The following is a 25,062-nucleotide window of genomic DNA, read 5'->3' as shown; positions in this document are numbered from 1 at the left end:
CCGCCGTCAGTCGCTGTGAGTCATCATCAGCCGATGAGCGGGCGCTCGGCGGGCATGCGGATCACGCGGCGCCGCTCGCGCATGGCCAGGGCGGTGGCCGCCGTCATGGTGCCCACGCGTCCCACGAACATGAGCACCACGATGACGTACTTGGCGCTGGTCGGGAGCGTCTGCGTGATCCCGGTGGACAGGCCGACGGTGGCGAAGGCGCTGACCACCTCGAACAGGATGCGGTCCAGCGTCAGATTGGTCATCTCCAGCATGAGCAGCGTCGCGATGCCGATGATGGAGGCTCCGATGAAGGCGACCGCCACGCTCAGACGCACCGACGACAGGGTGATGCTCCGTCCGAAGGCCTCGATGTCGCGATCGCCCCGGGCCTCGGCCAGGATCGCCAGGACCAGGATGGCGAAGGTCGTCACCTTGATGCCGCCGGCCGTGGAGGCCGATCCGCCGCCGACGAACATGAGGGCGTCCTGCAGGAACCAGGTCGCCTCGCGCATGTGCTCGGAGGTGATCGTGGACAGCCCCGACGAGCGCGCATTGACCCCGTTGATCAGCGCCGTCAGGATCTTGCCCCCCACGGGCAGCGCGCCGTAGGTGCGGGGGTTGGTCCACTCGAAGGCGGCGATGGTCAGCGTGGAGACGACCGATAGAGCGGCGTAGGTGGCCAGGGTGAGCTTGGTGTGCAGCGTCCACTGGCGTGGACGGCGTCGATGGCGCACGACGTCCAGGATCACGGGGAAGCCGACGGCGCCCACGAAGGTGCCCACCACGATCGGCATACCCATCCACCAGTCCGTCGCGTAGGGCGCCAGGCCCTCCGGCATGACGACGAAACCGGCGTTGTTGAAGATCGACAGCGCCATGAAGAAGGCGTACCAGCAGGCATGCCGGAGATCGAGGCCCAGGGTGAGGAAGCGGGGGAGCAGGACGAGCGCGAGCAGGGCCTCGGCGCCGATCGCCGTGTACATCACGGCTCGCAGCAGGGCGGCGACGTCGCCCAGGCGCGACTGGTTCTCGCTGGCCGCGAGCATGCGCTGGGTCAGGCCCACGTGGCGGGACACGGCGAAGGACAGCAGTGAGGCGAGAGTCATGATGCCGAGCCCGCCGACGGCCGCGCCCAGGATGATGACCGCCTGACCGAAGGGCGACCAGTAGGTCGCGGTATCGACGGTGGTCAGGCCGGTGACGCACACCGCCGAGGTCGCCGTGAACAGGGCGTCGATCATGCTGGCGTGCCGGTTGTCCGCCGCCGCCACGGGCAGGCTGAGCAGCATCGTGACCACGGCGATGATGGCCGCGAAGACGATGACGGCCAGGCGGGCGGGTGTGAAGCGCGCGGCCCGTGCCACGCGGGCGCGCAGGTTCCACCGCTGCAGGACCGCCAGGATCCTCGCGGTCCTGGATTCGCCGGGACCGCGAGGATCACCGGGGCCCCGGGGCGCGGTGACGGGTGAGGGGCGCCGTCGTCCGGCGAATGCCGGAGTCGGGGCGTGCCAGTTCCGGGTCACGGGGGCGCGTACGCCCCTCGCGCCCCCTCCACGAGGGGGCGGCGGGCTGTCGGGGCCGAGGCGGGGGTGCGAGGCGGGCACGGGGCCATTCTTGCTTGGACCGCTCGATGACGGTAAAGCGCGTCGTCTGTTCATCTCGTCAACTTTCGTGATCTAAATGTGATCTGCGACGCGAGTGGCTCTTGTGAGAGGAAATGGTCTATGCGGCACGAGTGGCTCAGGTTATATTGTTCCCGGCGGGTCTGCCCCGGGGCGGGCCCGCTCGGCGGTGGTGACACCGCTGCGCCACCGACATTCGACGACGGGAAACTCACCACCCATGGCACCGGGCATCCCTTCTCCTTCCGGCTCTTCGAGCACCCCCTCCTTCCTCACTGTGGCCGAGGTCGCCACCATGCTCCGCGTCTCCAAGATGACGGTGTACCGCATGGTCCACTCCGGTGATCTGCCTGCGATGCAGGTCGGCCGTTCCTTCCGCGTCCCCGAGCGCGCCGTCAGACAGTACCTCTCCGCCGGTCTTGGTGACTGGGGCCACGAGGAGTCGGAGTCGACGGGTTCCTGATACCCGCTAGACTCACGCAAGTCACCAGTGTGGCCGGAATGCGGGGCGCCTGCGGGCGCGCCGGTGGTCCTGCCGCCGTACTCGCTCGTGCTCGTCCGGCTCTCGACCGGTGTCGGCGGTTGACGCCAGGACGCGGTCGAGCCACCGGGCGCATGAACAAACTGAGGAGTCCCATGGGATCTGTTATCAAGAAGCGCCGCAAGCGCATGGCCAAGAAGAAGCACCGCAAGCTGCTCCGCAAGACCCGCCACCAGCGCCGCAACAAGAAGTGATGATCGCCCCGCCGCGCTCGTAGACTCCGCATCGCGTGCGGAGCGCATCCCCATGGTCGGATGTCGGCCGGGGTCTCGGAGCGCCGATCCGATCCCAGGAGCCAGTGATGAGCCAGTCCGCCAGTGGCGCAGTCAGTCCTCGTGAGTCCGTCGACCCCGCCGACTGGCCGGCGTCCGTCGAGGCTCTGGGCCGGACCCCGGGCACGCCGACGGCGACGGCGCCCGCCCTGGCCGAGCTGACCACCCTGCGCGTGGGCGGGCCGGTGGGCGATTACGTCGAGACCACCAGCGAGGCCGGGCTCATCGACGCCGTCAGGCAGGCCGACGCCGACTCGGTACCGCTGCTCGTGATCGGCGGCGGGTCCAACATCCTGGCCGCCGACGCGGGCTTCGAGGGCGTCGTCGTGCGTGATGCGCGGGCCGAGGTCGACCTCGTGACCGACGACCCGTGCGGCGGCGTGCAGGTCACCGCCACCGCCGGCACCACCTGGGACGACCTCGTGCGGCGGGCCGTCGCCTCGGACTGGGGCGGTTTCGCCGCTCTGTCGGGCATTCCTGGCACTGTCGGCGCCGCCCCCGTGCAGAACATCGGCGCTTACGGCGCCGAGGTCGCCGAGCTCCTCGCCTCCGTGCGCGCCTGGGACCGGGCCGCGGGGCGGACGGTCCACATCCCGCTGTCGGAGTTGCGCCTGACCTATCGCGACTCCGCGCTCAAGCGGTCCCTGACCGACCCGGACGTCGGGGCGGGCCGCACCTGGGGCCCGACGGGGCGCTGGGTCGTGCTCTCGGTGACCTTCCACGTGCACCGGGCTTCCCTGTCCGCCCCCATCGCCTACAGCCAGCTGGCCGGGGCGCTCGACGTCGAGATGGGCGCCCGCGTCGATGCCCGCGAGGTGCGCGAGGCCGTCCTGGCGCTGCGCCGCTCCAAGGGCATGGTGCTGGACGCCGCCGACCACGACACCTGGTCCGCCGGCTCCTTCTTCACCAATCCGATCCTCACCTCGGCCGAGGCCGCGGCCCTCCCCGAGGACGCCCCTCGGTTCCCCGTCGCCGACCGCGCGCGGGCCGTCGCCGGTACTCGTGGCGCCCCCGTCGTCGATGGCCTGGTCAAGACCTCGGCCGCCTGGCTCATCGACCACGCCGGCTTCTCGAAGGGCTTCACCGCGCCCGGGACGCGCGGGCGGGCGAGCCTGTCCACCAAGCACGTGCTCGCCCTGACCAATCGGGGCGGCGCCACCGCCGCCGACGTGGTCGCCCTGCGCGACGCGATCGTCGAGGGGGTGCGGGAGCGCTACGGAGTCGTCCTCGTGCCCGAGCCCGTCGCCGTGGGGTGGTGACGGCCCGCTCGTCACCGCGGCTTCCGGTGGCCGGGCTCGTGCCGCCGATGCGGAGGGGAGCGGCGCGCGAGGTCCGGCTAGGGTGGTGCCGGCGGGCGCCGAGGATCAGCGCTGCGGGAAGGAGGCCGCGCATGCCGGTCCCCAAGACCTTGCCCGACGACGGATGCCGGGGCGTCGTCGTCACGCGGACGGTGGCGCGCCCGAGCCGCAATATCCCGAGCATCGAGCGCACCGTGCTCGCCCACCGCGGTCTGTCATCGGCCGCGCCCGAGAACACGATGGCGGCCTTCCGCGCCGCCGCCGACGCCGGTGCGCAGTGGATCGAGACCGACGTCGACCTGCTCGCCGACTCCACGCCCGTGCTCATCCATGACACCGCTCTGGACCGGACAACCGATCGCAGCGGAAGCATCTATGAGCTTCGGGCCGCCGATCTCGAGAGCATCGACGCCGGAAGCTGGTTCGATCCCGGTTTCGCCGGCGAGCGCCTGCCCACGCTGGGGGCCTTCATCGACTTCATGAATGAGCGCTGCGTCAACGCCAATATCGAGCTCAAGGCCAACGAGCAGGGGGCGGCTCGCAGCATTGAGCTGGTCGACGCCCTCGCCGCGGCCCTGGAACGGCTCGACGCGCGCAGGGAGGTTCTCGTGTCCTCCTTCAGCCAGCCCCTGCTCATGGCCTTCCACCAGCGCCACCCCGGGTACGCCACCGCCGTCCTGTACAGGGCGGCGACCATCCGTCCCGACTGGCGCTCGGTCGCCGAGCTGTGCGGCGCCGTCGCGATCCACCCTGAGGACGCGGGCCTGAGTGAGACGGTGGTGCGCGCGGCCCGCGCGGCCGGCTACGGTGTCAACGTCTGGACCGTCAATCGGCCCGACCGCGCCGACCGGCTGTTCACCTGGGGCTGCACCGGCGTGTTCACCGATGTCTATCCCCTTCTCGACGCGAGACCGGCCCGCTGACCGGCTCGTCCCGACGACCCGTCCCCCAGTCTGCTCGATCCGTCCTCCTTGTCAGGAGTCCCTCTCATGACTGCATCCTCAGCGCCCTCGATCCCCTCGTCATCGTCAGCATCCTCACGACCCTCGGCATCCTCGCACCTCCCGGCACTCCGTCGTCCCCCGTTCCTGCGCCGGGGCCGCCTCCTCCCCTTCCTGACCATCGCCCTGTCCGGAGAGGTCATCTACGCGAGCTTCGAGGCCTTCAAGGGGTCGCTCCTGATTCCCCTGCAGCAGACCCTCGGAATCACCCAGACCCAGTTCGGGCTGCTCATGACCTATCTCGGTCTGGCCATGTTCCTGTACGTGCCCGCGGGCTGGGTGAACAACCGGGTACGGGTGCGCACGATCATCCTGGGCGGTCTCGGGTGGAGGATGGTCACCTCCCTCATCCTGTTCGTGGTCGATCCGCCCTTCGCGGTCATGGGGGTCATCGCGATCACCTGGGCGGTGGTCGATGCCATCATGTGGCCGGCCGTCGCCAACGGCGTGTGCATCCTGGCGGCGGACCGGGATCGCAAGGGCAGGGGGCTGGCCATGGGCCTGCTGGAGGCGGTCCGCCGCCTGACCGAGTTCGTCCTGAACGGGATCGTCATCCTGGTCCTCATGCTCCTGCCCGACTCGACGACGACCGTCATGCGCGGCTTCGCCATCGCCTACGCCCTGCTCCTGGTGCCGATGATGGTCGCCGTGGTGCGATACGTCCCCGACACCAGGATCGCCACGGGTGAGCGCGTCTCGCACTCGGTGGCCGCGCTCAAGGGGCTGCTGCACGTGCTCTCCCTTCCCCGCATCTGGCTCGCCGGCATCGCCGCGATGGCCGTGTACTGGTGCGACGTCAACCTCATGTACATCTCCGCCCCGTACGTGCAGCAGGTCTTCGGAGCCTCCACCGCGGTGGCGGCGGCCTTCGGCGTCTTCAATGTGGGGCTGATCGCCATGCTCGCCGGAATCATCTCGGGCGTCACGGCGGATTACGTCTTCAAGTCGTCCACTCGGATGATGATGGTCGCGCTGGGCTTCGTCGCGGTGGCGTGCGGCATCATCCTGACGCTGCCGGTCACCGCGGCCATGATCGTGCCGATCGTCGGCCTGCTCATCATGGTGGCGTTGGCCACCTTCCTCGGCAAGTCCGTCATCCTGGCGCCGATCGGCGAGCTGGAGCTGCCCGAGGAGATCGATGGCTCGGCCATGGCCGTCGGGTCCCTGCTGGCCTACGCCTCCATCCTGTGGGGCTACAACCTCGATGGTCGCATCCTCGACGGTCACGCCTCCGACCCGGCCGCCGGGTACCGGATCATCTTCATCATCACCGCGAGCGTCGCGGCGGTCGGCTGCGCGACCGCTGTCGTCCTCGACCGCGCGAATCGTCGCGCCTCCCGGCACGGGCGGACCGCTGACGCACGTGACGAGACCCGGCGGGAGGGCGCCTCCGTCTCCTGACCGATTCTTGGTGGCTCCGCGGCGATCCTCCAGCGATGCTGCGACGGTCTCGCGGCGGCTCGCCGCCCTGCGGTCGGGCCGCGTTCGGGCCGGGCCCGGCCGTGTCCAGACCGGGCCGAGCCGCGTTCAGGCCGGGTCGGGGGCGACGAGCCACGCATCGATCTCGGCCAGCCAGGTCTGCTTGGAGGACTGCGAGGCCAGCGATGCGCGGATGCTTCCCCGGGCCAGCTCGGCCAGGGCGTCGTCGTCCAGGCCCAGTCGGCGCGCGATCTCGTACTGGTCGGTCAGCCTCGTCTGGAACAGGAGCGGGTCGTCGGCGCCGAGTGCCACCTGCGCCCCGTGCTCCAGCAGAGTCGTCAGCGGCACGTCGTCCGGAGTGCGGTAGACCCCCAGGCACACGTTCGATGCGGGGCACACCTCCAGGCTGATGCCCGCCGCCACCACGGAGTCCAGCAGTGCCGGGTCCTCGCTCGTGCGCACGCCATGCCCCAGCCGGGTCGGTTTCAGGGCCGCTACCACGTCGCGCACGTGCTCCGGCCCCAGAAGCTCGCCGCCGTGGGGGAGGGAGGCGAGTCCCGCGCGCCTGGCGATCGCGAAGGCGGGGCCCCACGAGCTCGTATCCCCGGCGCGCTCATCGTTGCTCAGCCCGAAGCCGACGACGGTGCCCGGGGCGTCCCCCGCGTACCTGGCCGCGAGTCGGGCGAGCGTGCGCGCATCCAACGGGTGGCGCATGCGGGAGGCGGCCACGACAACGGCGACCTCGACCCCAGACAGGATCGTCGCCTGCTCCGCCGCATCCAGGACGATTTCCAGCGCGGGCGTGAGGCCTCCGACGAAGGGGGCGTAGGAGGTCGGGTCCATCTGGATCTCCAGGCGCCGCGAGCCCTCCGCGGCGTCATCGAGTGCGGCCTCCAGCACGATCCTGCGCATGGTCTCCTCGGCCGTGACCAGGTGACGGGCGGTGTCGTAGGCGCGTTGGAAGCGGAACCAGCCGCGATGGTCGGCCGGGACGTGGAGCGGGTCGCCGTCGATGAAGGACGACGGCAGGCGCGTGCGCGAGGCCTGAGCCAGATCCACCAGCGTCTCCAGGCGCATCGCCCCCGTGAAGTGCAGGTGCAGGTGCGCCTTGGGCAGACGGGAGAGGTCGCGCATGGGCGGGATTGTGCCACGGCCGACAGCGGTCGCCCGCGCAGCCTCCGCCGCGGGCCCGGAGCCCGTCCCCACCGCGGGCCCGGAGCCCGTGTTCGGCAGGGTGTGCTCGACGACGTCGCTCCGCCGTACTCGGCGGGGTGCTCGAGGCGCCCGCGTCCGGCCCGGCGGCGTCCGCGCTCGGCCGGAAAAGATCTGCGCGATGTAGGACGGTTGGCACCTCGTGGTGAGGCACACTACTCCCATGAGCAGCACGAAGGCCGCCCGTGAGCCAGAGGAGGTCGCCCTCCTGACCGGTCCGCGCGCAGCCTCTGTCCTGGCCGGGGCGCTCGCCCCCGCCGGCCAACAGTTGCTGAGCTGGGAGGTGCACTCGGTTCATCATCGTCCCGGCGCCGGTGTCTCAGTCGGCTACACCGCGGTCGTGGTCTCTCCGAGCGGATCGCGCAGCACCGAGTACCTGTGCGCGACCACGGCGCGACTGTCCAACCCTCAGGCGGCGGGCCTGACCCGAGTTGCGCCACGGGGCGGGGAAGGGCCGGTCGTTCACGTCTGGCGGCACCCCGCCGACCCCGAGTTGCCGGCGCTCGCGATCGCGTGCACGCCGTCGTTGCTCTCCCGGCGTCTGGGGACCGCCATCAAGGCCACCATGGTGGCCTACCGGCCCACGCGACGCGCTGTGGTCCGCGTGACGTACCCCGATTCCACCACCGCCTACGCCAAGGTACTGCGGCCCGGTCAGTCCTCCGCCTTCGCGGAGCGCCATCGCATGCTGCGCGCCGCGGGCGTGCCCGCCCCCGACGTCCTGCGCGACGACCCGGACGGCCTCGTTCTGCTCTCGACCGGGCGCGGCGTGGCCCTGTCGGGTCTGCTGTCCCACGGCATGGACAAGGGGCGCGCCGCACGCGTCTTCACCTCTCTCGCCGCGCTGCTGGACACTCTGCCGGCCAGCGCCCTGCGCCTCACCCCCCACCCGGCCTGGTCCGAGCGCGCTCGCCATTACGCGCATGCGGCCTCGACGGTGCTGCCCGAGCACGCTCTGCGCGCCCGCGCCGTCGCCGATGGCGTCGAGCAGCTCATGGCCGCCTGCGATCCGGGTCCGGTCGTCCCCGTGCACGGTGACTTCTACGAGGCCAACGTGCTCATGGAGGGGGAGGGCGTGGCGAGTCTGCTCGATGTGGACTCGCTGGGCCCCGGTCACCGCGTGGATGACCTCGCCTGTCTGCTCGGCCACGTCAGTGTCTTGGATCACCTGGCGCCCGCTTCGTACCCGCATCTGCGACCGGTGCTGGAGGTGTGGACGCGCCTGGCGGAGCAGCAGGTCGATCCGGTCTCCCTACGGGCCCGCTGCGCGGGCGTCGTCCTGTCGTTGGTCGCGGGAGCACGTCGGGAGGACGGCGGCCCGTGGCGGCCCGACGCCGAGGGGCGGCTCGCGCGCGCCGAGTCCTGGCTCGCCCAGGCTCGCGAGATTCAGGCCAGGCGCGGCGCGCACTGACGACGAGACGACCCGTCCTGGGCCCGGGGAGCCTGCTGGTGCCGGGGCCCGATGGCGTCAGAGCTCGCTCAGAAGGGTGGGACCTCGTCGAGGAGGGCGGTCAGGCCGAGGGTGTGGAGGGCCTGGGCGTAGGGGACGGTCTCGTAGGCTCCGGGTCGCTGCCCGGGACGCGGGCCCCGAGTGGCCAGGACGGGTGCCCCTCCCGGGGTCTCGGAGAGTCCGAGGTCGGCCCGGGCGAGTCCTTTGTCGAGACGGTTCAGGACCGCAGTGGTGACCGCGTCGGCCAGCCGGTCGGGGACGCGGGCCGCGGGGCGGAGGACGGACCGGGGCCCGACCCTGCGGGGAGCATGGTGATGGTGCCGTCGGGGTCTCGCCGGTAGCGGGCGCCGGTGGGGGGTGCGCCAGACCAGAACGCCATCGGTGGCGCGGCTCAGCGACCAGCCCGGCGTGTGCTTGAGGCGATGGTGGGCCTGGCACAGGCACGTCAGATTGTCCAGGGACGTGATGCCACCGGCACTCCACGGGGTGATGTGGTCCAGATCGCAGCGACGTGCGGGTGTACTGCACCCCGGGTGTGTGCACGCGCCGTCGCGGGCGCGCACCAGATCCGCCATGGCGGCCGGGGGCCGATAGCGGCGGCGGCCCACATCGACGACGGCATCGGACAGGGGGTCGGTGACGATTCGTCGCCAGGTGCCGCCCGCGGCCAGGGCGCGGGCGACGACCGCTGGCACGGGCGCGCTGCACCCACCCACCGTCAGAGTCGCCGCCTCGTCATGGCCATGGTGTTCGTAGCGCCCGTGATGCTCATGATGCTCATGATGTTCAGGATGTTCATGGCATCCGTGGCGACGGTCGATGGCTCGGATCCCACCGGTTCCGCATGGAATGGCCTTGGGCGGGACTGCATGATCCTGCTCTCCTGCTGCGGGTGGGCCGGCGTCGGGATCGTCGAGGACGTCGGTGAGGCGGTCCAGGGGAACGGTGACGTCGACCTGCGCCACCAGTCCGGGTGGCAGTGGCACGAGGTCGGTTCCCGACGGCGTCCACGATGGGCTGGTCGATCCGACGAGGTCGCTCAGAGCAGTGAGCATCCCCTCCAGAGGGACGCCGTCGGGCATCAGGCGCTCGGCCCCGGCGGCCGGCTCCGAGGCGCCGGCGACGTTGCCGACGGGACCGTCCTCGGAGACGGGGCCGCCCGTGGCGCTCGCGTTCGTCGGGCGCGCTGGAGCACCGGGGTCCGCGGACGCCGGGATGGGGGCGGTTCTGGCCGCGAGATCGGTCTCAGCGCTCCGGCAGGCCTCCTGCTGACAGGTGCGCAGGGCGCGCAGGCTCACGGCGACCAGGGCATCGGCGCGCAACTGCGAGGGGGTGCGCCCGTCGCCGGCGGCTCTCGCGGAGGCGGCTACGGCGCTGAGAGTGGAATCCAGCAGGAACGCGTCCATGGTGGGCAGGAGCATCGCCATCTCGTGCACGCCCTCTCCCGCGGGACGTGGCCGGGTGACGCGGCGCTGCGCCGCGTTGCGGAGGCGGCGCCGGCTGGACCCGTCGGGGTCCTGGATGGTCAGGGCGCGGTCGATGTCGCGGGCGAGCTGCGCATGGGTACGGCGCGCGGCAGCACGTGCTCCTGTACGGCCCTGGCCGGGCTCGCAGCGTCCAGGCGGCTGGCGATCAGGGCGGTCTTGGCCTCGTCGATCAGGCCTGCCCGATGCAGTCGCTCCGTGGGCGCGAGAGTGCTGGTCGCGAGGGCCCGACCGCGGTCCAGAACCTTCTGCGCCCGCACGCGCGAGATCCCCAGGCGGCAGGCGATCTCGCTGGAGGTGGTGAACCTGTTCTCCTCGGCGCTGACGACGTGCGAGCCGTCGTTCACGGGTCCCCGCTGAGCGGGGTGGTTGCTCAGTTCGGGGGTGCGGGCCAGGCAGGCGGCCGCCAGGGCGGCGGCCCATTGGGCCCAGGAGGACAGCCGAGCGCAGGCGGCCACCACTTCGCTGAGGGCGTCCGCCCCCAGGTCCGCCAGAGTATCGGCCGCCTCCGGGACGACCTCCATGGACTCGGCGGCCTCGGTCAGCGCCCGTTCACCGGGGCTCGCCGGCCGGTCGAGAAGGGGTCCCCCGGTTGCGTCGGGTACGTCGGGGCGCGGAGCCGACGTCGACGCCGGGCGCAGAAGAGACCCCAGGAGCCGCTCGATCACGTCGGCCAACTCCGCTCCCGGGACCATGGCGGCCAGACGCTCCAGAGCCTCTTCTCGGAGGTCGATCGCATGGATCGCGGGGTCGGTGCGGCCGGCGGGATCGCAGGACCGCGGCGCGCCGCCGTCCGCCGGGAGGGCCGGCGCGGGGGAGCCGCGGTCTTCGAACATATGTACAGTCTCGTTGACTCCGCCCCCTGAATCCAGCCCGGAAGCCCGAAAATACTGCGACCGCGCAGCGTTCGCGGACCTCGGTCGTCCCACTCCGTCTCCGTGCCCGCCTCTGGTCGGCCGTGTGCCGGGCCGGGCCCGGGACTCCACGGCGGGCCCGCGGGCCCGATGCGACCGTGCGTGCGATGCGTGCTCGAGCCCGTCGGCCGCGGCGACGCCGAGCAGGACCCCGACGGAGCCGCGCCAGTGCGTGCGCGAGCCCGTCACCCGGCCTCGGCGAGCAGGGCGGCGATGCGGCCGATGCCCTCGGTGATGGCATCGTCGCCGGTGGCGTAGGACAGGCGCAGGAAGCCCGAGCGGCCGAAGGCCTCGCCCGGGACGACGGCGACCTCGACGTGCTCCAGGATCGCGTCGGCCAGCGTGATGGAGGAGTCGATGGTGCGGCCCCTCAGATCCCGTCCGATCAGGCCCTCGATGCTGGGGTAGGCGTAGAACGCGCCCTTGGGGGTGGGGACCGTCAGGCCATCGATCTGCGAGAGCAGGGAGATCATGAGGCGGCGACGGCGGTCGAAGGCCCTGCGCATGGCGGCGACCGCGGACAGGTCCCCGGACACGGCGGCCAGAGCCGCGCGCTGGGAGACGTTGGCGACGTTGCTCGTCATGTGGGACTGCAGGTTGGTGGCGGCCCTGACGATGTCGGAGGGGCCGAGCATCCAGCCCACGCGCCAACCGGTCATGGCGTAGGTCTTGGCGACGCCGTTGAGGACGACGGCCTGGTCCGCCAGCTCGGGGACGAGGGCGACGATGTGGGCGGGCTCGGCGTCCTCGTAGAGGAGGTGCTCGTAGATCTCGTCGGTGATGACCCACACCCCGTGCTCCAGCGCCCACCGTCCGATGGCGGTGAGCTCGGCGGGCGTGTGGACGGAGCCGGTGGGATTGGAGGGCGAGCAGATGAGGACGGCCTTGGTGCGCGGTGTGCGGGCGGCCTCGAGCTGGGCGACGGTGACCTTGTAGTCCTGGTCCGCGCCGGCGAAGACCTCGACGGGGGTGCCGCCGGCCAGGCGGATGCACTCCGGGTAGGTGACCCAGTAGGGGGCGGGGAGGATCACCTCGTCGCCCGGGTCGACGAGCGCGGCGAAGGCCTCGAAGACGGCCTGCTTGCCGCCGTTGGTGACGATGACGTCGTCGGGGGAGACCTCGTAGCCGGAGTCGCGCAGCGTCTTGGCGGCGATGGCCTCGCGCAGGGCCGGCAGTCCCTTGGCGGGCGTGTACTTGTGATTGGCGGGGTCCCCGGCGGCGGCGACGGCGGCCTCGACGATGTAGCCGGGGGTGGCGAAGTCGGGCTCGCCGGCGCCGAATCCGATGACGGGGCGGCCGGCGGCCCTGAGCGCCTTGGCCTTGGAGTCGACGGCGAGGGTGGCGGACGGGGCGATGGCGGCCAGGCGCGAGGAGACCCGGGCGCCGGGCGCGATGCGTGCAGTGCTCACGGATCCGATGGTCCCACGCGCGGGTGTCACGCGCTCGTCACATCGCGTCGGACCGCGATCGCCAGCCTCATGATCGGCCCGTGGTGCGGCTTGGGGCATTCGGTGGGCGCCGCGGCGGCTCGCCCCGTGCCGCCGGCGGCGCGGGCGCCCTGCGCCGCGCGGTCCACGCGCTCCCATGTTCTGCCATAGCGCCGTCCGAAGAGGGCTTTCCGCGTGGCGCAGTCCACGCCCCGGGGCTTCGCGATCGGAGTGAACCTGTGACAAGATTGGTCACCGCTGAAGGGCAGTGGCGCAATTGGTAGCGCACCGGTCTCCAAAACCGGCGGTTGTGGGTTCGAGTCCCGCCTGCCCTGCTGAGAACGGCGGATCTGTCGGGAGATCCCGTCGGTTCCGTCCTCTCGCCCGTTGAGGGCATGACCGAACCGTCGAACCCGAGGAACCCGGAGCATGAGCGAGAGCGCGAGCGTCGCCAGGCGCAAGCAGGCCACCAAGTACGGCCCCCTGGGCCGGATCGTCCTGTTCTTCCGCCAGGTGGTCGATGAGTTGCGCAAGGTCGTGTGGCCCACCGGCAGTGAGCTGTGGACCTACTTCCTCGTCGTCGTGGTGTTCATCGTGGCGATCATGGCCTTCACCGGAGTTCTCGACTTCGCCTTCGACCGGCTGGTGATGTGGGCGTTCTCCCGTCCCGCGGGATCGCAGTCCTCCTGAGTCACTGACGTCCGATCGTTCGCCCTCAGCCGCACCAGTCCGAGGAAAGCAGGTACATCGTGTCCGAGCAGTCCGAGCAGATCCTTCCCGGGGGGCTCGCCCCCGTCGTGGACGAGGAGGCCATCCGGGTGGACGAGGCGCAGCCGGAGTCCCTGGACGCCCAGGCCGAGGAGGGCGCGGCCGAGCGCGCCGTCGGGACCGCCGAGGAGGAGCCCGGGCGGACCGGGGCGGCTGAGCAGACGCCCGCGGCGCCCGAGGCCGACCCCGTCGAGGAGTTCCGCAAGCAGATGTCCTCGCTGCCGGGCGAGTGGTACGTCCTGCACACGTACTCCGGCTACGAGCGTCGTGTGGCCGCCGATATCGCCGCCCGCGCGGAGAACTTCGAGGTCGAGGACTACGTCTTCGACGCCGTCGTCCCCATGGAGACGGTCATCGAGATCAAGAACGCGGGCAAGAAGAAGGAAGTCTCCCGGGTGCGCATTCCGGGCTACGTCTTCGTGCGCATGGACCTGGACGATCCTGAGACCTCCGACCGCGTATGGCGCACCATCAAGGACACCCCAGCCGTCACCGGCTTCGTGGGCGACCGCTACAACCCGGTGCCGTTGACCTTCGAGGAGGCCGTGTCCCAACTCGGCCCCACCCCCGAGGAGATCGCCGCCAAGCGGAGCGCAGCCAAGGCCGCTCCTCAGGAGGGCGCGGGCACCCGGGCCGCCGCCGATGGTCAGGTCTACGAGATCGCCTTCGAGGCCGGCGAGTCCGTCATCGTCACCGACGGCCCCTTCGAGTCCCTCCCGGCCACCATCGCCGAGATCCACCCCGAGACCCAGAAGCTTCAGGTCCTCATCTCCCTGTTCGGCCGTGACACGCCGGCCGAGTTGTCCTTCTCCCAGGTCGCCAAGATCTGAGGTCGCGGGTCGCGCCCTCGCTCATCATCGTCTCGCAGTCGCCGTCGGCCCTCGTGAGGCCCCGGTGGGCGTTGCGTCTCACAGCTGGTAACCCCTGTGATTCCCCGCACCGGGTGCTCTGCCGCCTCCGGTCGGGGATAGGATGAGCGTTCGTGCGCGTGCATGCATGATGCGCGCGCACGCTGCACGGCAGGCGTGCAGCCCATCCGGACAGGAAAGAGACTCATGGCTCCCAAGAAGAAGGTCTCCGGGCTCATCAAGCTCCAGATCCAGGCCGGCCAGGCCAACCCCGCTCCGCCGATCGGCCCGGCGCTCGGTCAGCACGGTGTCAACATCATGGAGTTCTGCAAGGCCTACAATGCGGCGACCGAGTCGCAGCGCGGCAATGTCATCCCGGTGGAGATCACGGTCTACGAGGATCGCTCCTTCACCTTCGTGACCAAGACGCCGCCGGCGGCCGAGCTCATCAAGAAGGCGGCGGGCGTGGCCAAGGGCTCCCCGAGCCCCCACGCCGACAAGATCGGCTCCCTGACCACGGCTCAGGTGCGCGAGATCGCCGAGTCCAAGATGGCCGATCTCAACGCCAACGACGTCGAGGCCGCGACGAAGATCATCGCCGGCACCGCCCGTTCCATGGGCATCACCGTCGAGGCCTGAGGCCCGATTCGAGGCCCGCCCGGGCCCAGCACCCCCGATCGAACCCCGTGGAAGGGCCGAGCGCGGCCCGTTCACCACGACTGCTAAGGAGAAGCAGATGACCAAGCGCAGCAAGGCCTATCGAGCCGCCGCTGAGAAGATTCAGTCCGGAGTCCTCTACACCCCGGCCGAGGCCGTCGCCCTCGCCAAGGCCACGTCCGTCACGACGTTCGACTCCACCGTGGATGTCGTCCTGCGTCTCGGCGTGGACCCTCGCAAGGCCGACCAGATGGTGCGCGGAACCGTGTCCCTGCCGCACGGTACCGGTAAGACCGCCCGCGTCGTCGTCTTCGCCCAGGGCGAGCGGGCCGAGCAGGCTCTCATCGCGGGAGCCGACGAGGTCGGCAGCGACGATCTCATCGCCAAGGTCGCGGCCGGCTACACCGACTTCGACGCCGCCGTCGCCACCCCCGACCTCATGGGCAGGGTCGGCCGTCTCGGCCGCGTCCTCGGCCCTCGCGGCCTCATGCCCAACCCCAAGACCGGCACCGTGACGATGGACGTGGCCAAGGCCGTCACCGACATCAAGGGCGGTCGTATCGAGTTCCGCGTCGACCGCGCCGCGAACCTCAACTTCATCATCGGCAAGGTCTCCTTCACCGAGGAGCAGCTGGCCGACAACTTCCAGGCCGTCCTGGACGAGGTCGTGCGCCTGAAGCCGTCGACCTCCAAGGGCCGCTACATCCTCAAGGCCACCATGGCCACCACCATGGGCCCCGGTATTCCGGTCGACGTCGCCAAGGCCTGAGCCTCGCGACGCCGCCGCATCCGCCGGGGCCGGAGCGGGACAGCCCGCCGCGGCCCGGGTGCGCCGCCCGCGCCGGGCCCGCGTGCGGATCCTCGGCATCCACGCGCCGACCTCCCCGCGCCCCGCGCAGTGGGCGCGGGGAGGTCGGCGACCCTGTAGGTTAGGTTGCGTCTCCTGTCAGCCCGACCGAGTGGAATCCGCATGACTGCTCCCACCCCGACCACCGCAGGAGGGCCCCGTCGTCTAGGCAGCGCCTATGTCCTGACCTCTCTCGTCGGTGCCGGTGCCCAGGGCGAGGTCTGGCTCGGACGGCGCGTCGATGGCTCCGCGGCCGACCTCGCGGTGAAGCTCCTGCGCGCCGACCTCCTCCAGGATCCCGGCGTCATCGAGCGCTTCGTGCGCGAGCGGGCCACTCTCATGCGGGTGCGCTCCCCCTACGTGGTCGGCATTCAGGACATGGTGGTGGAGGGCGATACCGCCGCCATCGTCATGGACTACGTCGGCGGTGGGGACCTGCGTCGGCTCCTGGAGTCCCGGGGAACCCTGCCGCCCGAGGAGGTCGCCAGGATCGGGGCGCTCCTGGCCGAGGGGCTGGCCGTGGTGCACGGCGCGGGAATCGTGCACCGCGATGTCAAGCCGGCCAACGTCCTCATCGATGTCGTCGACGGCAGCGGCCTCAACGGTGCCACCAGCGTCGGTGGCGCCCCGACACGGGCGCTCGACCCGCAGGCCGCCGCGTGGATCCCTCGCCTGGCCGACTTCGGCGTTGCGCGCATCTGCAGCACGGTCGCCTCGTCCAGGGCCACCGGCGCCATCGGCACGCCGCTGTACATGGCGCCCGAGATTCTCGACGTCCATGCTCCGACTCCGGCGGCCGACGTCTACTCCCTGGGCGTCGTCCTGTACGAGGCGGCGTGCGGCGCGCCGCCCTTCGTCGGCGTGCCCTCCCAGGTCCTGGGGCAGCACGCTCGGCGCGCACCGGGAAGGCCGCAGGGCATACCGGACGCCCTGTGGGGGACGATCGACGGGATGCTCGCCAAGCAGCCGGCGGCACGGCCCGGCGCGCCCGAGGCCGCCCGGGCTCTGGCCGCTCTCGCCCCCCGCCTGGCGGGACTGCCCGCGGCGCCGCGTGTTCAGGAGCCGCCGCCCTCGACTCCCTCGGCGATGCCGTACGTGTGGAACGAGGAGCCGACCGCGTCCGAGCAGGACGGGAGTCCCGCGGCCGAGACGCCTACGACGGTCGCCGATCAGTACGCGCCCACCCTGCTCGCCCCCTCGTCGCCGACCGGGGCGACGGCCCCTCCAACAGCCGTCGCCTCCCCGGCCCCGTCGACGGCCCCGGACGCCTCCCCGCCCGACGCGGCCACCGCCGTCGCCGCGTCGCCGCGCCGCCCGCTCATCGTGGCGGGCATCGCCACCGTCATCGTGATCGCCCTCGTCCTCGCCGCCGGCGGCCTGTTCCTGTGGCAGCGCCACCGCCGCCAGGCCGCCCTGGCCGGCACCATCGCCTCGCTGCCGGCCAAGGCCAAGGTGGTCGAGCTGCGCCGTATCGGGAATGTCTACGACTACCTTCCCTCGCCCGGTGGGGGCGCCCTGGCGGTCGAGTCCTCCGGGGACTGGTCGCTGTACGACCTCGACTCGACGGATCAGGCGCCGGTGTGGACGGGGAGCTGCGACAAGCCCCGCTTCTGGAACGACACGACGCTGCTGTGCAGGGACTCCGACGCGGCGACGCTGGTCTCTCTCGACGGGAGCACGACCACTGACGTGCCCGGTCCGGTCGACCACCGCCTCGTGGGCTCCGACGGTGAGCGCGCCATCCTCATCGACGGCGAGTCCCAAGGGTCCCTGGTGGCCCTCGACGAGGAGGGGAAGGAGTCCTGGCGCGCCGGGGGCCACTACTCCAAGGCGCGCGTGAGGAACGGATTCGTCATCGCCTACGACGGTCGTTCGAAGTCTCTCCAGGTGCTGTCCGCCGCTACCGGGAACGTTCTCTACTCCCAGCCCGCCGATGCCGACCCCGACTTCACGGGCAGTCGCTCCGGTGCCAGGGACCCCGGCCCCGCCGACAAGGCCTTCGAAGTCGGTGGCATCAATATCGGCGCCGGCACCAGGGCCTTCGTCGTTCGGGGAGGCTCCGCCGCCACCGTCTACGACTCGGAGGGGAACCGGATCACCGACATCTCCAGCGCCGCCTCGGGGAACCCGGCCTGGGCGATGTCGGCGAGCCGTGACGCCAAGGACTTCGCCGCCGACCTGTCCAAGGTCGAGAGCGCTTCCAACACGGTCGCCGTGGTCGGCACGGATGCGTCGGTGCCCGTCGCGGTGGACACCGACGCCTGCGAGGCCACGCGTTCCGACAAGGACGGGGTCTCCTTCGTCCCTCCCGCGCCCACCGATGGGGAGGCCTGCGTGATCACGCCCAAGGGCCTCATCGGAGGGGACTCCGCGGTCCTGTTCGACATGGGGCAGCCCACGAGCCGTTCCAAGGCCACCGGCGCGAACGTGGTCGCCTACGACGTCACGACGGGTGAGCAGCTGTGGCAGACTGCCGGCACTCTGGTCAAGGCGCTGCCTCCGTCCGGAAACGCCCCGGGAGAGGCGTCGGGTCAACCGCGCGTGCTCGTGCGTCAGGGGGGAAGCGGTAGCAACGGCGAGTTGGTCATCAGCGCCGTCGTGGCCGATTGAGCCCGGTGGGGCGTCACCGGGGCGGCTTCGGGTGAGCACTGCCCATGGTCGTCGTGCGCGCGGCGCGGTACGGTCATGCAACAGCATGCACAGGACGTGCAATGTGCAGAGGTTGTCAGGGAACGTAAGGAAAGTGGCCAGGTGAGTACCTCGTCCTCGTATCATCTCACGACGCGATCCGGTCTTTCGCGCCGGGTCGTGCTCTCATTGCCGGCGCTGGTCGCGGCCGGCGGCCTCGTCGCCTGCGACAGGGGAGGGGCGGCCATCGACTCGTCGGCATCGCCGTCGGCCTCCTCCGCGTCCTCCTCCTCGCAGGCCGCGATCGACGCCGAGGTGGTCGCGACCGGTGAGTCGCTCACCGTCGTCGTCGGGCCTCTCGTGCGGGTCTCGCACCGGGGAGCCGACCTGACGATACTTCCCCTCGACGTCACCCGCTCCGAGGACGGTGCCGCTCCGACGCTCGACGTCGCCGCCGTCGTGCTCGGCGGGACTGCCTCCGCCCTCGGCGCCTACAGACCCCTGCGTCTGATCGATCCCGAGGGCTCGCGCGTCTGGTCGACCACGATTGCGCAATCCACCTTCGACCCCGTCGGCCCCGGCGGGAGTCTGGCCCTCCACCCGACCTTCGGCCCGGTCGACGCCGACACGGTGACGGTCCTCCTGTCGCACGGAGGCTTCATCGAGGTCCCCGTCGTCGATGCCGACGACGCCCGAGCGCCCGAGCTGGACGTCGTCTCGGCCATCGCCGAGTCGAGTCCCCAGGACTCCCTGCGCGACCCGGTGACCGTCGAGCGCTACTCCGTCGCCCTGGACGGCTCCACCAGCGGACTGACCACGGGGGACGAGACCTCCGTCGACGTGGCCAGCGACGTCACCTTCGCCGTCGACTCGGCCGAGCTCACCGCGCAGGCGGACAACGCCCTGAAGGGGGTCGCCGAGACGATCGGCGGTTATGACGGCGGAGAGCTGACGATCACCGGGCACACCGACGACGTGGCGGACGACGCCCATAACCAGACGCTGTCCGAGCAGCGCGCGCGAGCCGTGGCCGACAGGCTCGGGCGGCTGACCGACCTGGGCGCCTGGACGCAGACCGTCACCGGCAAGGGCGAAAGCGAGCCCAAGGTCGCCAACGACACTGAGGAGGGGCGCCAGGCCAACCGGCGCGTCGAGGTGGTCATCGCCCCGACGCGGGGGACGGACGGCGCCCTGGTGCGCTCCCGGAGTGAGACCGCCATCCCGGACCCCACCGGGCCCGCTGCGGCGGGCCCCGACGGCGTCACCGTTGCGGGTGGCTTCGGGCTGGGGAGCATCAGCGTCCGGCTCGCGCAGGTGCAGCGCCGCGGGAGCCTGCTGCTGGGCGTCCTCGAGGTCACCGGGGGCAAGGGCGGGTCGGTGTCCCCTCTGGGCACCGGGTGGCTCGCCGACCCGGGCAGCGTGCTCAACAACGTCCGCGGGGAGCTGGGCGGCGCCACGAGCCTGCTCGCCTCCGACGGGCTGACCCTGCTGTCGGGGGCGGACCGGATCTATCCCGTGGACTACCTCCTGCCGGGAGCGGCTGCGCACCGCGCGCTCACCGAGCTCGAGCTCGCCGAGATCCTGGGCGACGGTCAGACGAGCCGGGTGTGCGTGGCCTGGCCGGACACAGGGGAGGACGCCGTCATGGTCGATCATCCCGCCGGCGGCGCCATGTCCTGCCCGTGGAGGCTGACCGACGTGCCCGTCGTCGAGGGGTGAGCCCGACTGGCGAGCCCGGCCGGCGAACCCGACTGGCGCCGTCTCGGGCGTCGGCGGCATCCGGCGGGCGGGTATCGCCGGCCCCTCGCGGTCGGGCGATCTCAATCCAGCGACCCGGGGTTTCGGAGTCATGTGGTGAGGGCGAGCGACTGCTCGATCGAGTCGCGCAGAGCGGTGTCCATGGCGCCGGTGCCCGAGTACTGCACAGCGGCGATGCGGGAGTCCTGACGCAGAACCCATATGCAGCCCTCGTCGGTGCCGTCGTCGCCGGCGCTGAAGTCGGTTCGCGTGGCCTCGGCGAGCCCCGACAGCTGAAGGGGGACCTCCTGCTGCTTCGCGTAGTCGTCCAGCGCGCCGCCGGCCGAGTCGCTCTCGATCTGCGCCATCGCGTCCTCGACGGTGCTCTGCGGCATCTCGGGCGCGAGGAAGAGCCTCTGCACCAGGATCTGGTCCTCGACCAGCCCCCATGTTCCTGTCCATCGCTGCGAGCCCTCCAGGGCCCCTGTGTCGATCCAGGTCGCCGGCAGTGCGCAGCTCAGGCCGGAGAGCTCAACGTGCTGGTTGCCGTCGGCGTCGGCTGATGCTGTTGCGGAACCCGCCGCGGTCGCGGAAGCGGCTCCTGTGAGCTCGATCCACGTGCCGACGGTCGTGAACTGGTCGTCGGTCACGGAGTCCCCGAACAGGTCGACGAGGGCGACGAGGCCATGGGCGCTGACCGCCCAGGTGGCGCCACGGCCATCGACCGGCCACGTCGTCCGATAGTCCTGGCGGGCCAGCGTGGTGGTGCCGTCGGACCAGGCGGCTCGTTCCCCGACCAGCTGGTAGCCGCGGGTCACGGACCGCGCGGAGTCCGCCGCGGTGTCGAGCGCCGTGTAGACGTCGTCCTCGTCGGCCGAGCGAATGGTCATGAGGACGTTGGAGTCGTTGTCGGGATCGGTCCACCGAGTCGTCCACGCGCCCTCCTCGGGACTGGACCTCTCCCACTTCTTCGGTATCGCGACCAGGAGGTCGCCGTCGTCCTCCCGCCGCCAGTCCCCCGAAGGAGCGGCGGTCCCGTCCGATGAGCATGCCGTGGCGGCGGACCCCAGGACGATCGTCGTCAGCGCGATGAGGCTCGTGCGTCGTCTCATGGCATCAGCCCTCGTCCAGGGCCAGGGTGGCCTCGATGCTGTTGCGCAGGACGTCATCGGCGTAGGCGCCCAGGAGGGTGGCGACCCCGATGCCGGCGGGCGAGGCGATCATCCAGGTGCAGCCGGGGGAGTCGGCGTCCGGCCCCCAGTAGAAGGAGACCCGCTCGATGGCGGTGGTGCCATCCGCCTCCCAGGAGATGGTGTTGAGCCGGCTGTAGTTCTCGATCAGTCCGCTGTTCATCATATCGACCGTCTGCCGGACCCCGTCAGCGGTCGTGACGTCGGTGGTGATGCCCGTGACCAGCACGCGCTGAAGCCTGCCGTCGTCCTCGCCGTCGTTCTCGTCGCCCTCGTCATTGCCGAGGAGGTCGTACGCGGCCCTGTAGATGCCCCAGTCGTCATGGGGGACGGGATCGTCGAAGGCCGTCGGGAGGCTGAAGGACTGCCCCTCGTAGGTCACGGTCTCCCAGTCGTCCTGCGCCTCGCTCGGAGGCGTCGTGGCGGGGTGGGGCTGGGGAACGTCATCGACCGTCGTCAGTCCGTCTCCCGGGGGAGGGGACGACGTCGCACCGCATGCCGCGAGAGCCGCCAGAGCGCCCCCTCCGAGTCCCGTCATGAGGAGTCGTCGCCGTCCGGTGACGATGCCGCGGCCGGCCGAGCGGCGCGGCGGGGACGCTCCGATGCTCTCCCTGATGCGATCCATGAGACTCTCCTTGCGTGGTGGTTGTGATGACGGCTCGACCGCGCGCGGTCGCGAATCCCGCTACTCCGTGTCGTCCTCGTAGACCCGTTCACCGTCCTGCCCGGGCCTGCCCAGGTGCTGGGAGCTGATCGTGTCCTGCGTGGAGGTGGTGGACTCCGTCTTGTACTTGATGAGCCAGAGATCCCATCCTCCTTCCTTGGTGACCGTCTTGCCGTTCTGGACGACCCGGGTCGTCCGCGCCTGCCGGTAGAGCAGGTTGTCGAAGTCGTCGTCGGACGGGCTCGACGGCTTGAGGGACGAGGGTGGGACGATGAGCGCTCCGTTGGTGAAGGAGGAGGAGGCGTAGCGCTCCGCGATCGCACGGTCCTCCGGGCTCAACTGGGACACGTCCAGCGTGGTCGTGATCGTCGTGGTCGCCGATCCTCCCGCTCCTTTCTTCCCGTGCTCCTTATTCTTGGAGGCGGAGGCCTCGCCCTCCCGGACGCTGGTGAACGTCACGGTCTTGAGCTTGCCGTCCCCGTCGTAGGTCACCTCGTAGCTGCCGAAGTAACTGTCATCGGCCCCGCCCTCGATGCCGAAGATCTCGTCCGCGGCATCGATCGTGCCCTTGTAGGCGAACCTGTGCGACCTGCTGGTGCTGCCATCCGCATTGGTCGTGGAGGTGTTGGTGTAGCCGGCCTCTCCGGATATGTTGATGCCGCTCTGGGCTGCGGCGCTCGTCTTGTCCTTTTTCTTTTTCTTCTTCTTACTCGACTCGTCTTTCTTCTCCTTCTCGCTCTTCTCGTTCTTGCTCTTGTGCTTGTCGTTCTTCTTCACTCCGGCACTGATGCTGGCGCCGGCCTTGAGGGACAGTTTGACGTTCCAGGCCCTGGAGGTGGTGTCGGGAGTCTGCTTGATGGTCTTGTCGCCGCTTCTGAAGCGCCCTATCCCCTGGTCGCGGAGTCGTTCCTTGGTTGCGGCCCGATTCTGCTTGTCGAATTCGGAGCACGAGATGTGGCGAGGGGTGTCGCATTTATAGGTCTGTGTTGTCGTGATGGTTCCGGATGCCTTCACCGAGCCTTCGAGGGAGACTTTGAAGGGGTCTCCATCGCCCTTCTTCTCGGTCTTCTCACCGTCTCCGGATTTTTCTCCATTTTTCTCCGCGGCCTTCTCCTTCTTCTTCGAATGGCCTGTGCCGAGGGAGTAGCCCACGGATCCTTCTATCGTCTTGCTGTACTGACGGCTGCCGGAGCCGTCGGCGTACGTCGTCCTCCTGACCGAGGAGCCATCGCTCACGTTGCCGGTCACCTTGATCAGCTCCACGCCCGCGGACGTCGACTTAGTGGTCTCCTGGACCTTCGAGGGAACCGCAGCGGGATTCGCGGCATAGGGATTGCTGCTCGAGGGGCACTCGTACGATCCCCCGGCGACGGAGCGGATCTGCTGAGCGATCTTGCAGACGATGGCCTGGCCGATTCCGTCCCCGGAGGCCACGGTGATTCCGCCCGCGACCACCAGGATCAGAACGACGACGACCAGTCCGATCCCGGCGTGCTCGGTGAGCGTCTGCCCGTGCTCGTGCTGCAGCGATTTCCTGCGAGGGCTCATCGGATCTCCTTGCGCTTGCTGTCGGTGCTGTCGGCAGTGAATCGCGCCGGTGCGCGACGGCGAAGGGGCGGGCGCCCCGGAATGCGCCCTGCGGCACCGGCGCGCGGGTCCGCGGGGGGGAGTCCGGTCAGGACCCGCTGATGGACATGGAGTCGAGCACGGCCTGCATGGCGTCGATGCTCCGCTGATTGCCCTTGGGCGAGCAGACGTAGACGCCGTAGGCGTAACCATCGGGGCCATCGGCCGTCTTCGCCTGGCAGGACAGGTCGATCGCGGGCGCCGTCTCGTCCCACGGGGGCGCGGTGCTCTGCTCCCAGGCGTAGGTGTACGCGTCGGGGGAGTTCTCGACGGTCGTCGGAGCGGGCGTGACGATGATGCCGTCCTCCGCGTAGGCCTCCTTGTCCAGGGAGGCGATGCTGGACGCCGTCCGGGAGCTCTCGGTGTAGTACTCGACGTCGATGACGGCGGGGGCGGACTCGTCCTGGACGTAGTAGTCGACGCGCGACTTGTCGTTCGAGCCCTTCGCGGGTTGGTCGTCGGAGACGAGGTCGGCGGGCATGGTCAGGGTGAGCCCGTGCGCGGGCGTGAGGGCGGAGGGCGTTCCGGCGGCCCGTGCGTCCGAGGGGGTGGCGCTCTCCGAGGAGGCGTCGTCGGCCCCGGGCCCGCCACTGCAGCCGGAGAGCAGGGCGAGCCCGACGACGACGGCGAGCAGCGGGCGTGAAGCGGCGGTGGGCACGATATCCCCCTGATGAGTATGACGATGATGAGGACGGTGGAGATGGTGGGATTCGACGGATGGAGCGGGTGAGGGATCCCCGGCCGGTGCGTGAGGGGTCAGGACACCAGTCTGGTGGTGACCCTCGCGTGCTCGCTCATGCCGTCGGGCACCTTGAACGGGGCGGTGGTCGGGGAGGGCGAGGGGGTGGACTCGGGCGCGGGATCCTCATCGGGGCGCTTGGCGACGCACCGGCCGTCCATCGTGAATCCGATCTTGCCGCCCTTGAGGCAGACGCCGTTCCCGAGGACGATCTCCGCGGTCGACTCGGCGGTCATCCTCTCGTCGACGCCCTCGACGGCGGAGTTCGTCTCCACGGCGACGGTGATGGTTCTCCTGGTCGCATCGACGGAGTACGCGGTGACCGTGGCCCCGTTGCGCGAGGCGTACGTCTCCGCCGCTCTTCTCGCCTTCGGCCCCGCGTACGATCCCACGCCGTTCCCGACCCCGCCCCACAGGTCGTCCGCGTTGCCGGCGCCGACGGCGTCGTCGTACGCCGACTCGATGGAGTCGGCCCAGGCGCCGGCCGCGGCCAGCGCGGCGGAGTCCGCCGCATTGCTCGCGTCCCGCCGGTGAAGGGTGGCGTCGCCCAGGCTGAGCATGACGAGCAGCGCGACCATGGTGAGAAGTCCGGAGGCGATGCAGAGATAGGGGGAGATGCTGCCCCGCTCGTCCTCGCGGGTCCGGTGGGAGTGCGCGCCGTTCGCCGGCGCCGGATGGTGTTTCATCATAGGTCAGTCCTGCATGACGCGATAGGGGCATGTGTCGT

General features: G+C 70.7%; 22 protein-coding genes and 1 tRNA gene. 13 read left to right on the top strand and 10 right to left on the bottom strand.

Annotated features, from left to right (window positions below):
- Positions 1-26 precede the first annotated feature (26 nt).
- A complete protein-coding gene (locus G448_RS0102685; RefSeq protein WP_245572153.1) occupies positions 27-1,649 on the bottom strand; it encodes a TrkH family potassium uptake protein in 1,623 nt (540 codons plus the stop codon).
- A 184-nt stretch (positions 1,650-1,833) separates the two neighbouring features.
- Between G448_RS0102685 and G448_RS0102680 the strand changes: the two genes are divergently transcribed.
- From G448_RS0102680 to G448_RS0102660, 5 genes are all read left to right on the top strand, one after another.
- A complete protein-coding gene (locus tag G448_RS0102680; protein ID WP_026406726.1) occupies positions 1,834-2,076 on the top strand; it encodes a helix-turn-helix domain-containing protein in 243 nt (80 codons plus the stop codon).
- 173 nt (positions 2,077-2,249) lie between these two features.
- Entirely contained in the window at positions 2,250-2,348 is a 99-nt protein-coding gene (locus tag G448_RS17305) for a 30S ribosomal protein bS22 (RefSeq protein ID WP_003792170.1), read from the top strand.
- Positions 2,349-2,455: 107 nt separating this feature from the next.
- On the top strand, positions 2,456-3,685 hold the full coding sequence (locus G448_RS0102670) for a UDP-N-acetylmuramate dehydrogenase (RefSeq protein ID WP_026406725.1): 1,230 nt from the start codon (positions 2,456-2,458) through the stop codon (positions 3,683-3,685).
- A 131-nt stretch (positions 3,686-3,816) separates the two neighbouring features.
- On the top strand, positions 3,817-4,647 hold the full coding sequence (locus G448_RS0102665) for a glycerophosphodiester phosphodiesterase family protein (RefSeq protein WP_211227949.1): 831 nt from the start codon (positions 3,817-3,819) through the stop codon (positions 4,645-4,647).
- Between the two features lie 66 nt (positions 4,648-4,713).
- Positions 4,714-6,126: an MFS transporter gene (locus G448_RS0102660; RefSeq protein ID WP_084436251.1), complete on the top strand. Its 1,413-nt coding sequence runs from the start codon at positions 4,714-4,716 to the stop codon at positions 6,124-6,126.
- A gap of 126 nt (positions 6,127-6,252) precedes the next feature.
- Here G448_RS0102660 and G448_RS0102655 read toward each other — a convergent pair whose 3' ends face one another.
- The gene (locus G448_RS0102655; RefSeq protein WP_026406722.1) at positions 6,253-7,278 is read right to left on the bottom strand and encodes an adenosine deaminase; all 1,026 of its coding nucleotides are present in this window, start codon (positions 7,276-7,278) and stop codon (positions 6,253-6,255) included.
- 241 nt (positions 7,279-7,519) lie between these two features.
- Here G448_RS0102655 and G448_RS0102650 point away from each other — a divergent pair, with 241 nt between their 5' ends.
- Positions 7,520-8,767, top strand: a complete 1,248-nt coding sequence (locus G448_RS0102650) for a phosphotransferase (RefSeq protein ID WP_026406721.1) — start codon at positions 7,520-7,522, stop codon at positions 8,765-8,767.
- Between the two features lie 68 nt (positions 8,768-8,835).
- Here G448_RS0102650 and G448_RS16945 read toward each other — a convergent pair whose 3' ends face one another.
- From G448_RS16945 to G448_RS0102640, 3 genes are all read right to left on the bottom strand, one after another.
- A complete protein-coding gene (locus tag G448_RS16945) occupies positions 8,836-10,233 on the bottom strand; it encodes an HNH endonuclease signature motif containing protein (RefSeq protein ID WP_245572162.1) in 1,398 nt (465 codons plus the stop codon).
- Positions 10,234-10,331: 98 nt separating this feature from the next.
- Positions 10,332-11,126 (bottom strand): hypothetical protein, encoded by a 795-nt coding sequence (locus tag G448_RS16940; RefSeq protein ID WP_051268543.1) that lies wholly within the window; start codon positions 11,124-11,126, stop codon positions 10,332-10,334.
- 263 nt (positions 11,127-11,389) lie between these two features.
- Positions 11,390-12,613 carry a pyridoxal phosphate-dependent aminotransferase gene (locus tag G448_RS0102640; protein ID WP_390882891.1) on the bottom strand — a complete coding sequence of 408 codons (1,224 nt, stop codon included), beginning with the start codon at positions 12,611-12,613 and terminating at the stop codon, positions 11,390-11,392.
- A 280-nt stretch (positions 12,614-12,893) separates the two neighbouring features.
- Here G448_RS0102640 and G448_RS0102635 point away from each other — a divergent pair.
- The 7 genes from G448_RS0102635 to G448_RS0102605 all read left to right on the top strand — a co-directional run bounded on the left by G448_RS0102635 (position 12,894) and on the right by G448_RS0102605 (position 20,098).
- Positions 12,894-12,966 (top strand) — tRNA-Trp (locus G448_RS0102635).
- Positions 12,967-13,060: 94 nt separating this feature from the next.
- Positions 13,061-13,321: a preprotein translocase subunit SecE gene (gene secE, locus G448_RS0102630; protein ID WP_026406719.1), complete on the top strand. Its 261-nt coding sequence runs from the start codon at positions 13,061-13,063 to the stop codon at positions 13,319-13,321.
- Positions 13,322-13,380: 59 nt separating this feature from the next.
- The gene (gene nusG / locus G448_RS0102625) at positions 13,381-14,229 is read left to right on the top strand and encodes a transcription termination/antitermination protein NusG (protein WP_026406718.1); all 849 of its coding nucleotides are present in this window, start codon (positions 13,381-13,383) and stop codon (positions 14,227-14,229) included.
- Positions 14,230-14,454: 225 nt separating this feature from the next.
- The gene (rplK, locus tag G448_RS0102620) at positions 14,455-14,886 is read left to right on the top strand and encodes a 50S ribosomal protein L11 (protein ID WP_026406717.1); all 432 of its coding nucleotides are present in this window, start codon (positions 14,455-14,457) and stop codon (positions 14,884-14,886) included.
- Positions 14,887-14,983: 97 nt separating this feature from the next.
- The gene (gene rplA / locus G448_RS0102615) at positions 14,984-15,673 is read left to right on the top strand and encodes a 50S ribosomal protein L1 (protein ID WP_026406716.1); all 690 of its coding nucleotides are present in this window, start codon (positions 14,984-14,986) and stop codon (positions 15,671-15,673) included.
- Positions 15,674-15,874: 201 nt separating this feature from the next.
- Positions 15,875-18,361, top strand: a complete 2,487-nt coding sequence (locus G448_RS0102610) for a serine/threonine-protein kinase (RefSeq protein WP_026406715.1) — start codon at positions 15,875-15,877, stop codon at positions 18,359-18,361.
- Between the two features lie 141 nt (positions 18,362-18,502).
- Entirely contained in the window at positions 18,503-20,098 is a 1,596-nt protein-coding gene (locus G448_RS0102605) for an OmpA family protein (RefSeq protein WP_026406714.1), read from the top strand.
- A gap of 128 nt (positions 20,099-20,226) precedes the next feature.
- Here G448_RS0102605 and G448_RS0102600 read toward each other — a convergent pair whose 3' ends face one another.
- From G448_RS0102600 to G448_RS0102570, 5 genes are all read right to left on the bottom strand, one after another.
- On the bottom strand, positions 20,227-21,228 hold the full coding sequence (locus G448_RS0102600; RefSeq protein ID WP_026406713.1) for a hypothetical protein: 1,002 nt from the start codon (positions 21,226-21,228) through the stop codon (positions 20,227-20,229).
- 4 nt (positions 21,229-21,232) lie between these two features.
- Positions 21,233-21,931 carry a hypothetical protein gene (locus G448_RS0102595; protein WP_051268541.1) on the bottom strand — a complete coding sequence of 233 codons (699 nt, stop codon included), beginning with the start codon at positions 21,929-21,931 and terminating at the stop codon, positions 21,233-21,235.
- A gap of 60 nt (positions 21,932-21,991) precedes the next feature.
- Complete coding sequence (locus tag G448_RS14845) at positions 21,992-23,518, bottom strand: hypothetical protein (RefSeq protein ID WP_034494116.1); 1,527 nt, start codon at positions 23,516-23,518, stop codon at positions 21,992-21,994.
- A 127-nt stretch (positions 23,519-23,645) separates the two neighbouring features.
- Entirely contained in the window at positions 23,646-24,254 is a 609-nt protein-coding gene (locus G448_RS0102575; RefSeq protein ID WP_051268539.1) for a hypothetical protein, read from the bottom strand.
- A gap of 98 nt (positions 24,255-24,352) precedes the next feature.
- Positions 24,353-25,024 (bottom strand): pilus assembly protein TadG-related protein, encoded by a 672-nt coding sequence (locus G448_RS0102570; RefSeq protein WP_026406708.1) that lies wholly within the window; start codon positions 25,022-25,024, stop codon positions 24,353-24,355.
- Positions 25,025-25,062 lie beyond the last annotated feature (38 nt).

The sequence above is a fragment of the Actinomyces gerencseriae DSM 6844 genome (assembly GCF_000429265.1).
Classification (GTDB): domain Bacteria; phylum Actinomycetota; class Actinomycetes; order Actinomycetales; family Actinomycetaceae; genus Actinomyces; species Actinomyces gerencseriae.
This window is presented reverse-complemented; position numbering and strand designations above follow the sequence as displayed.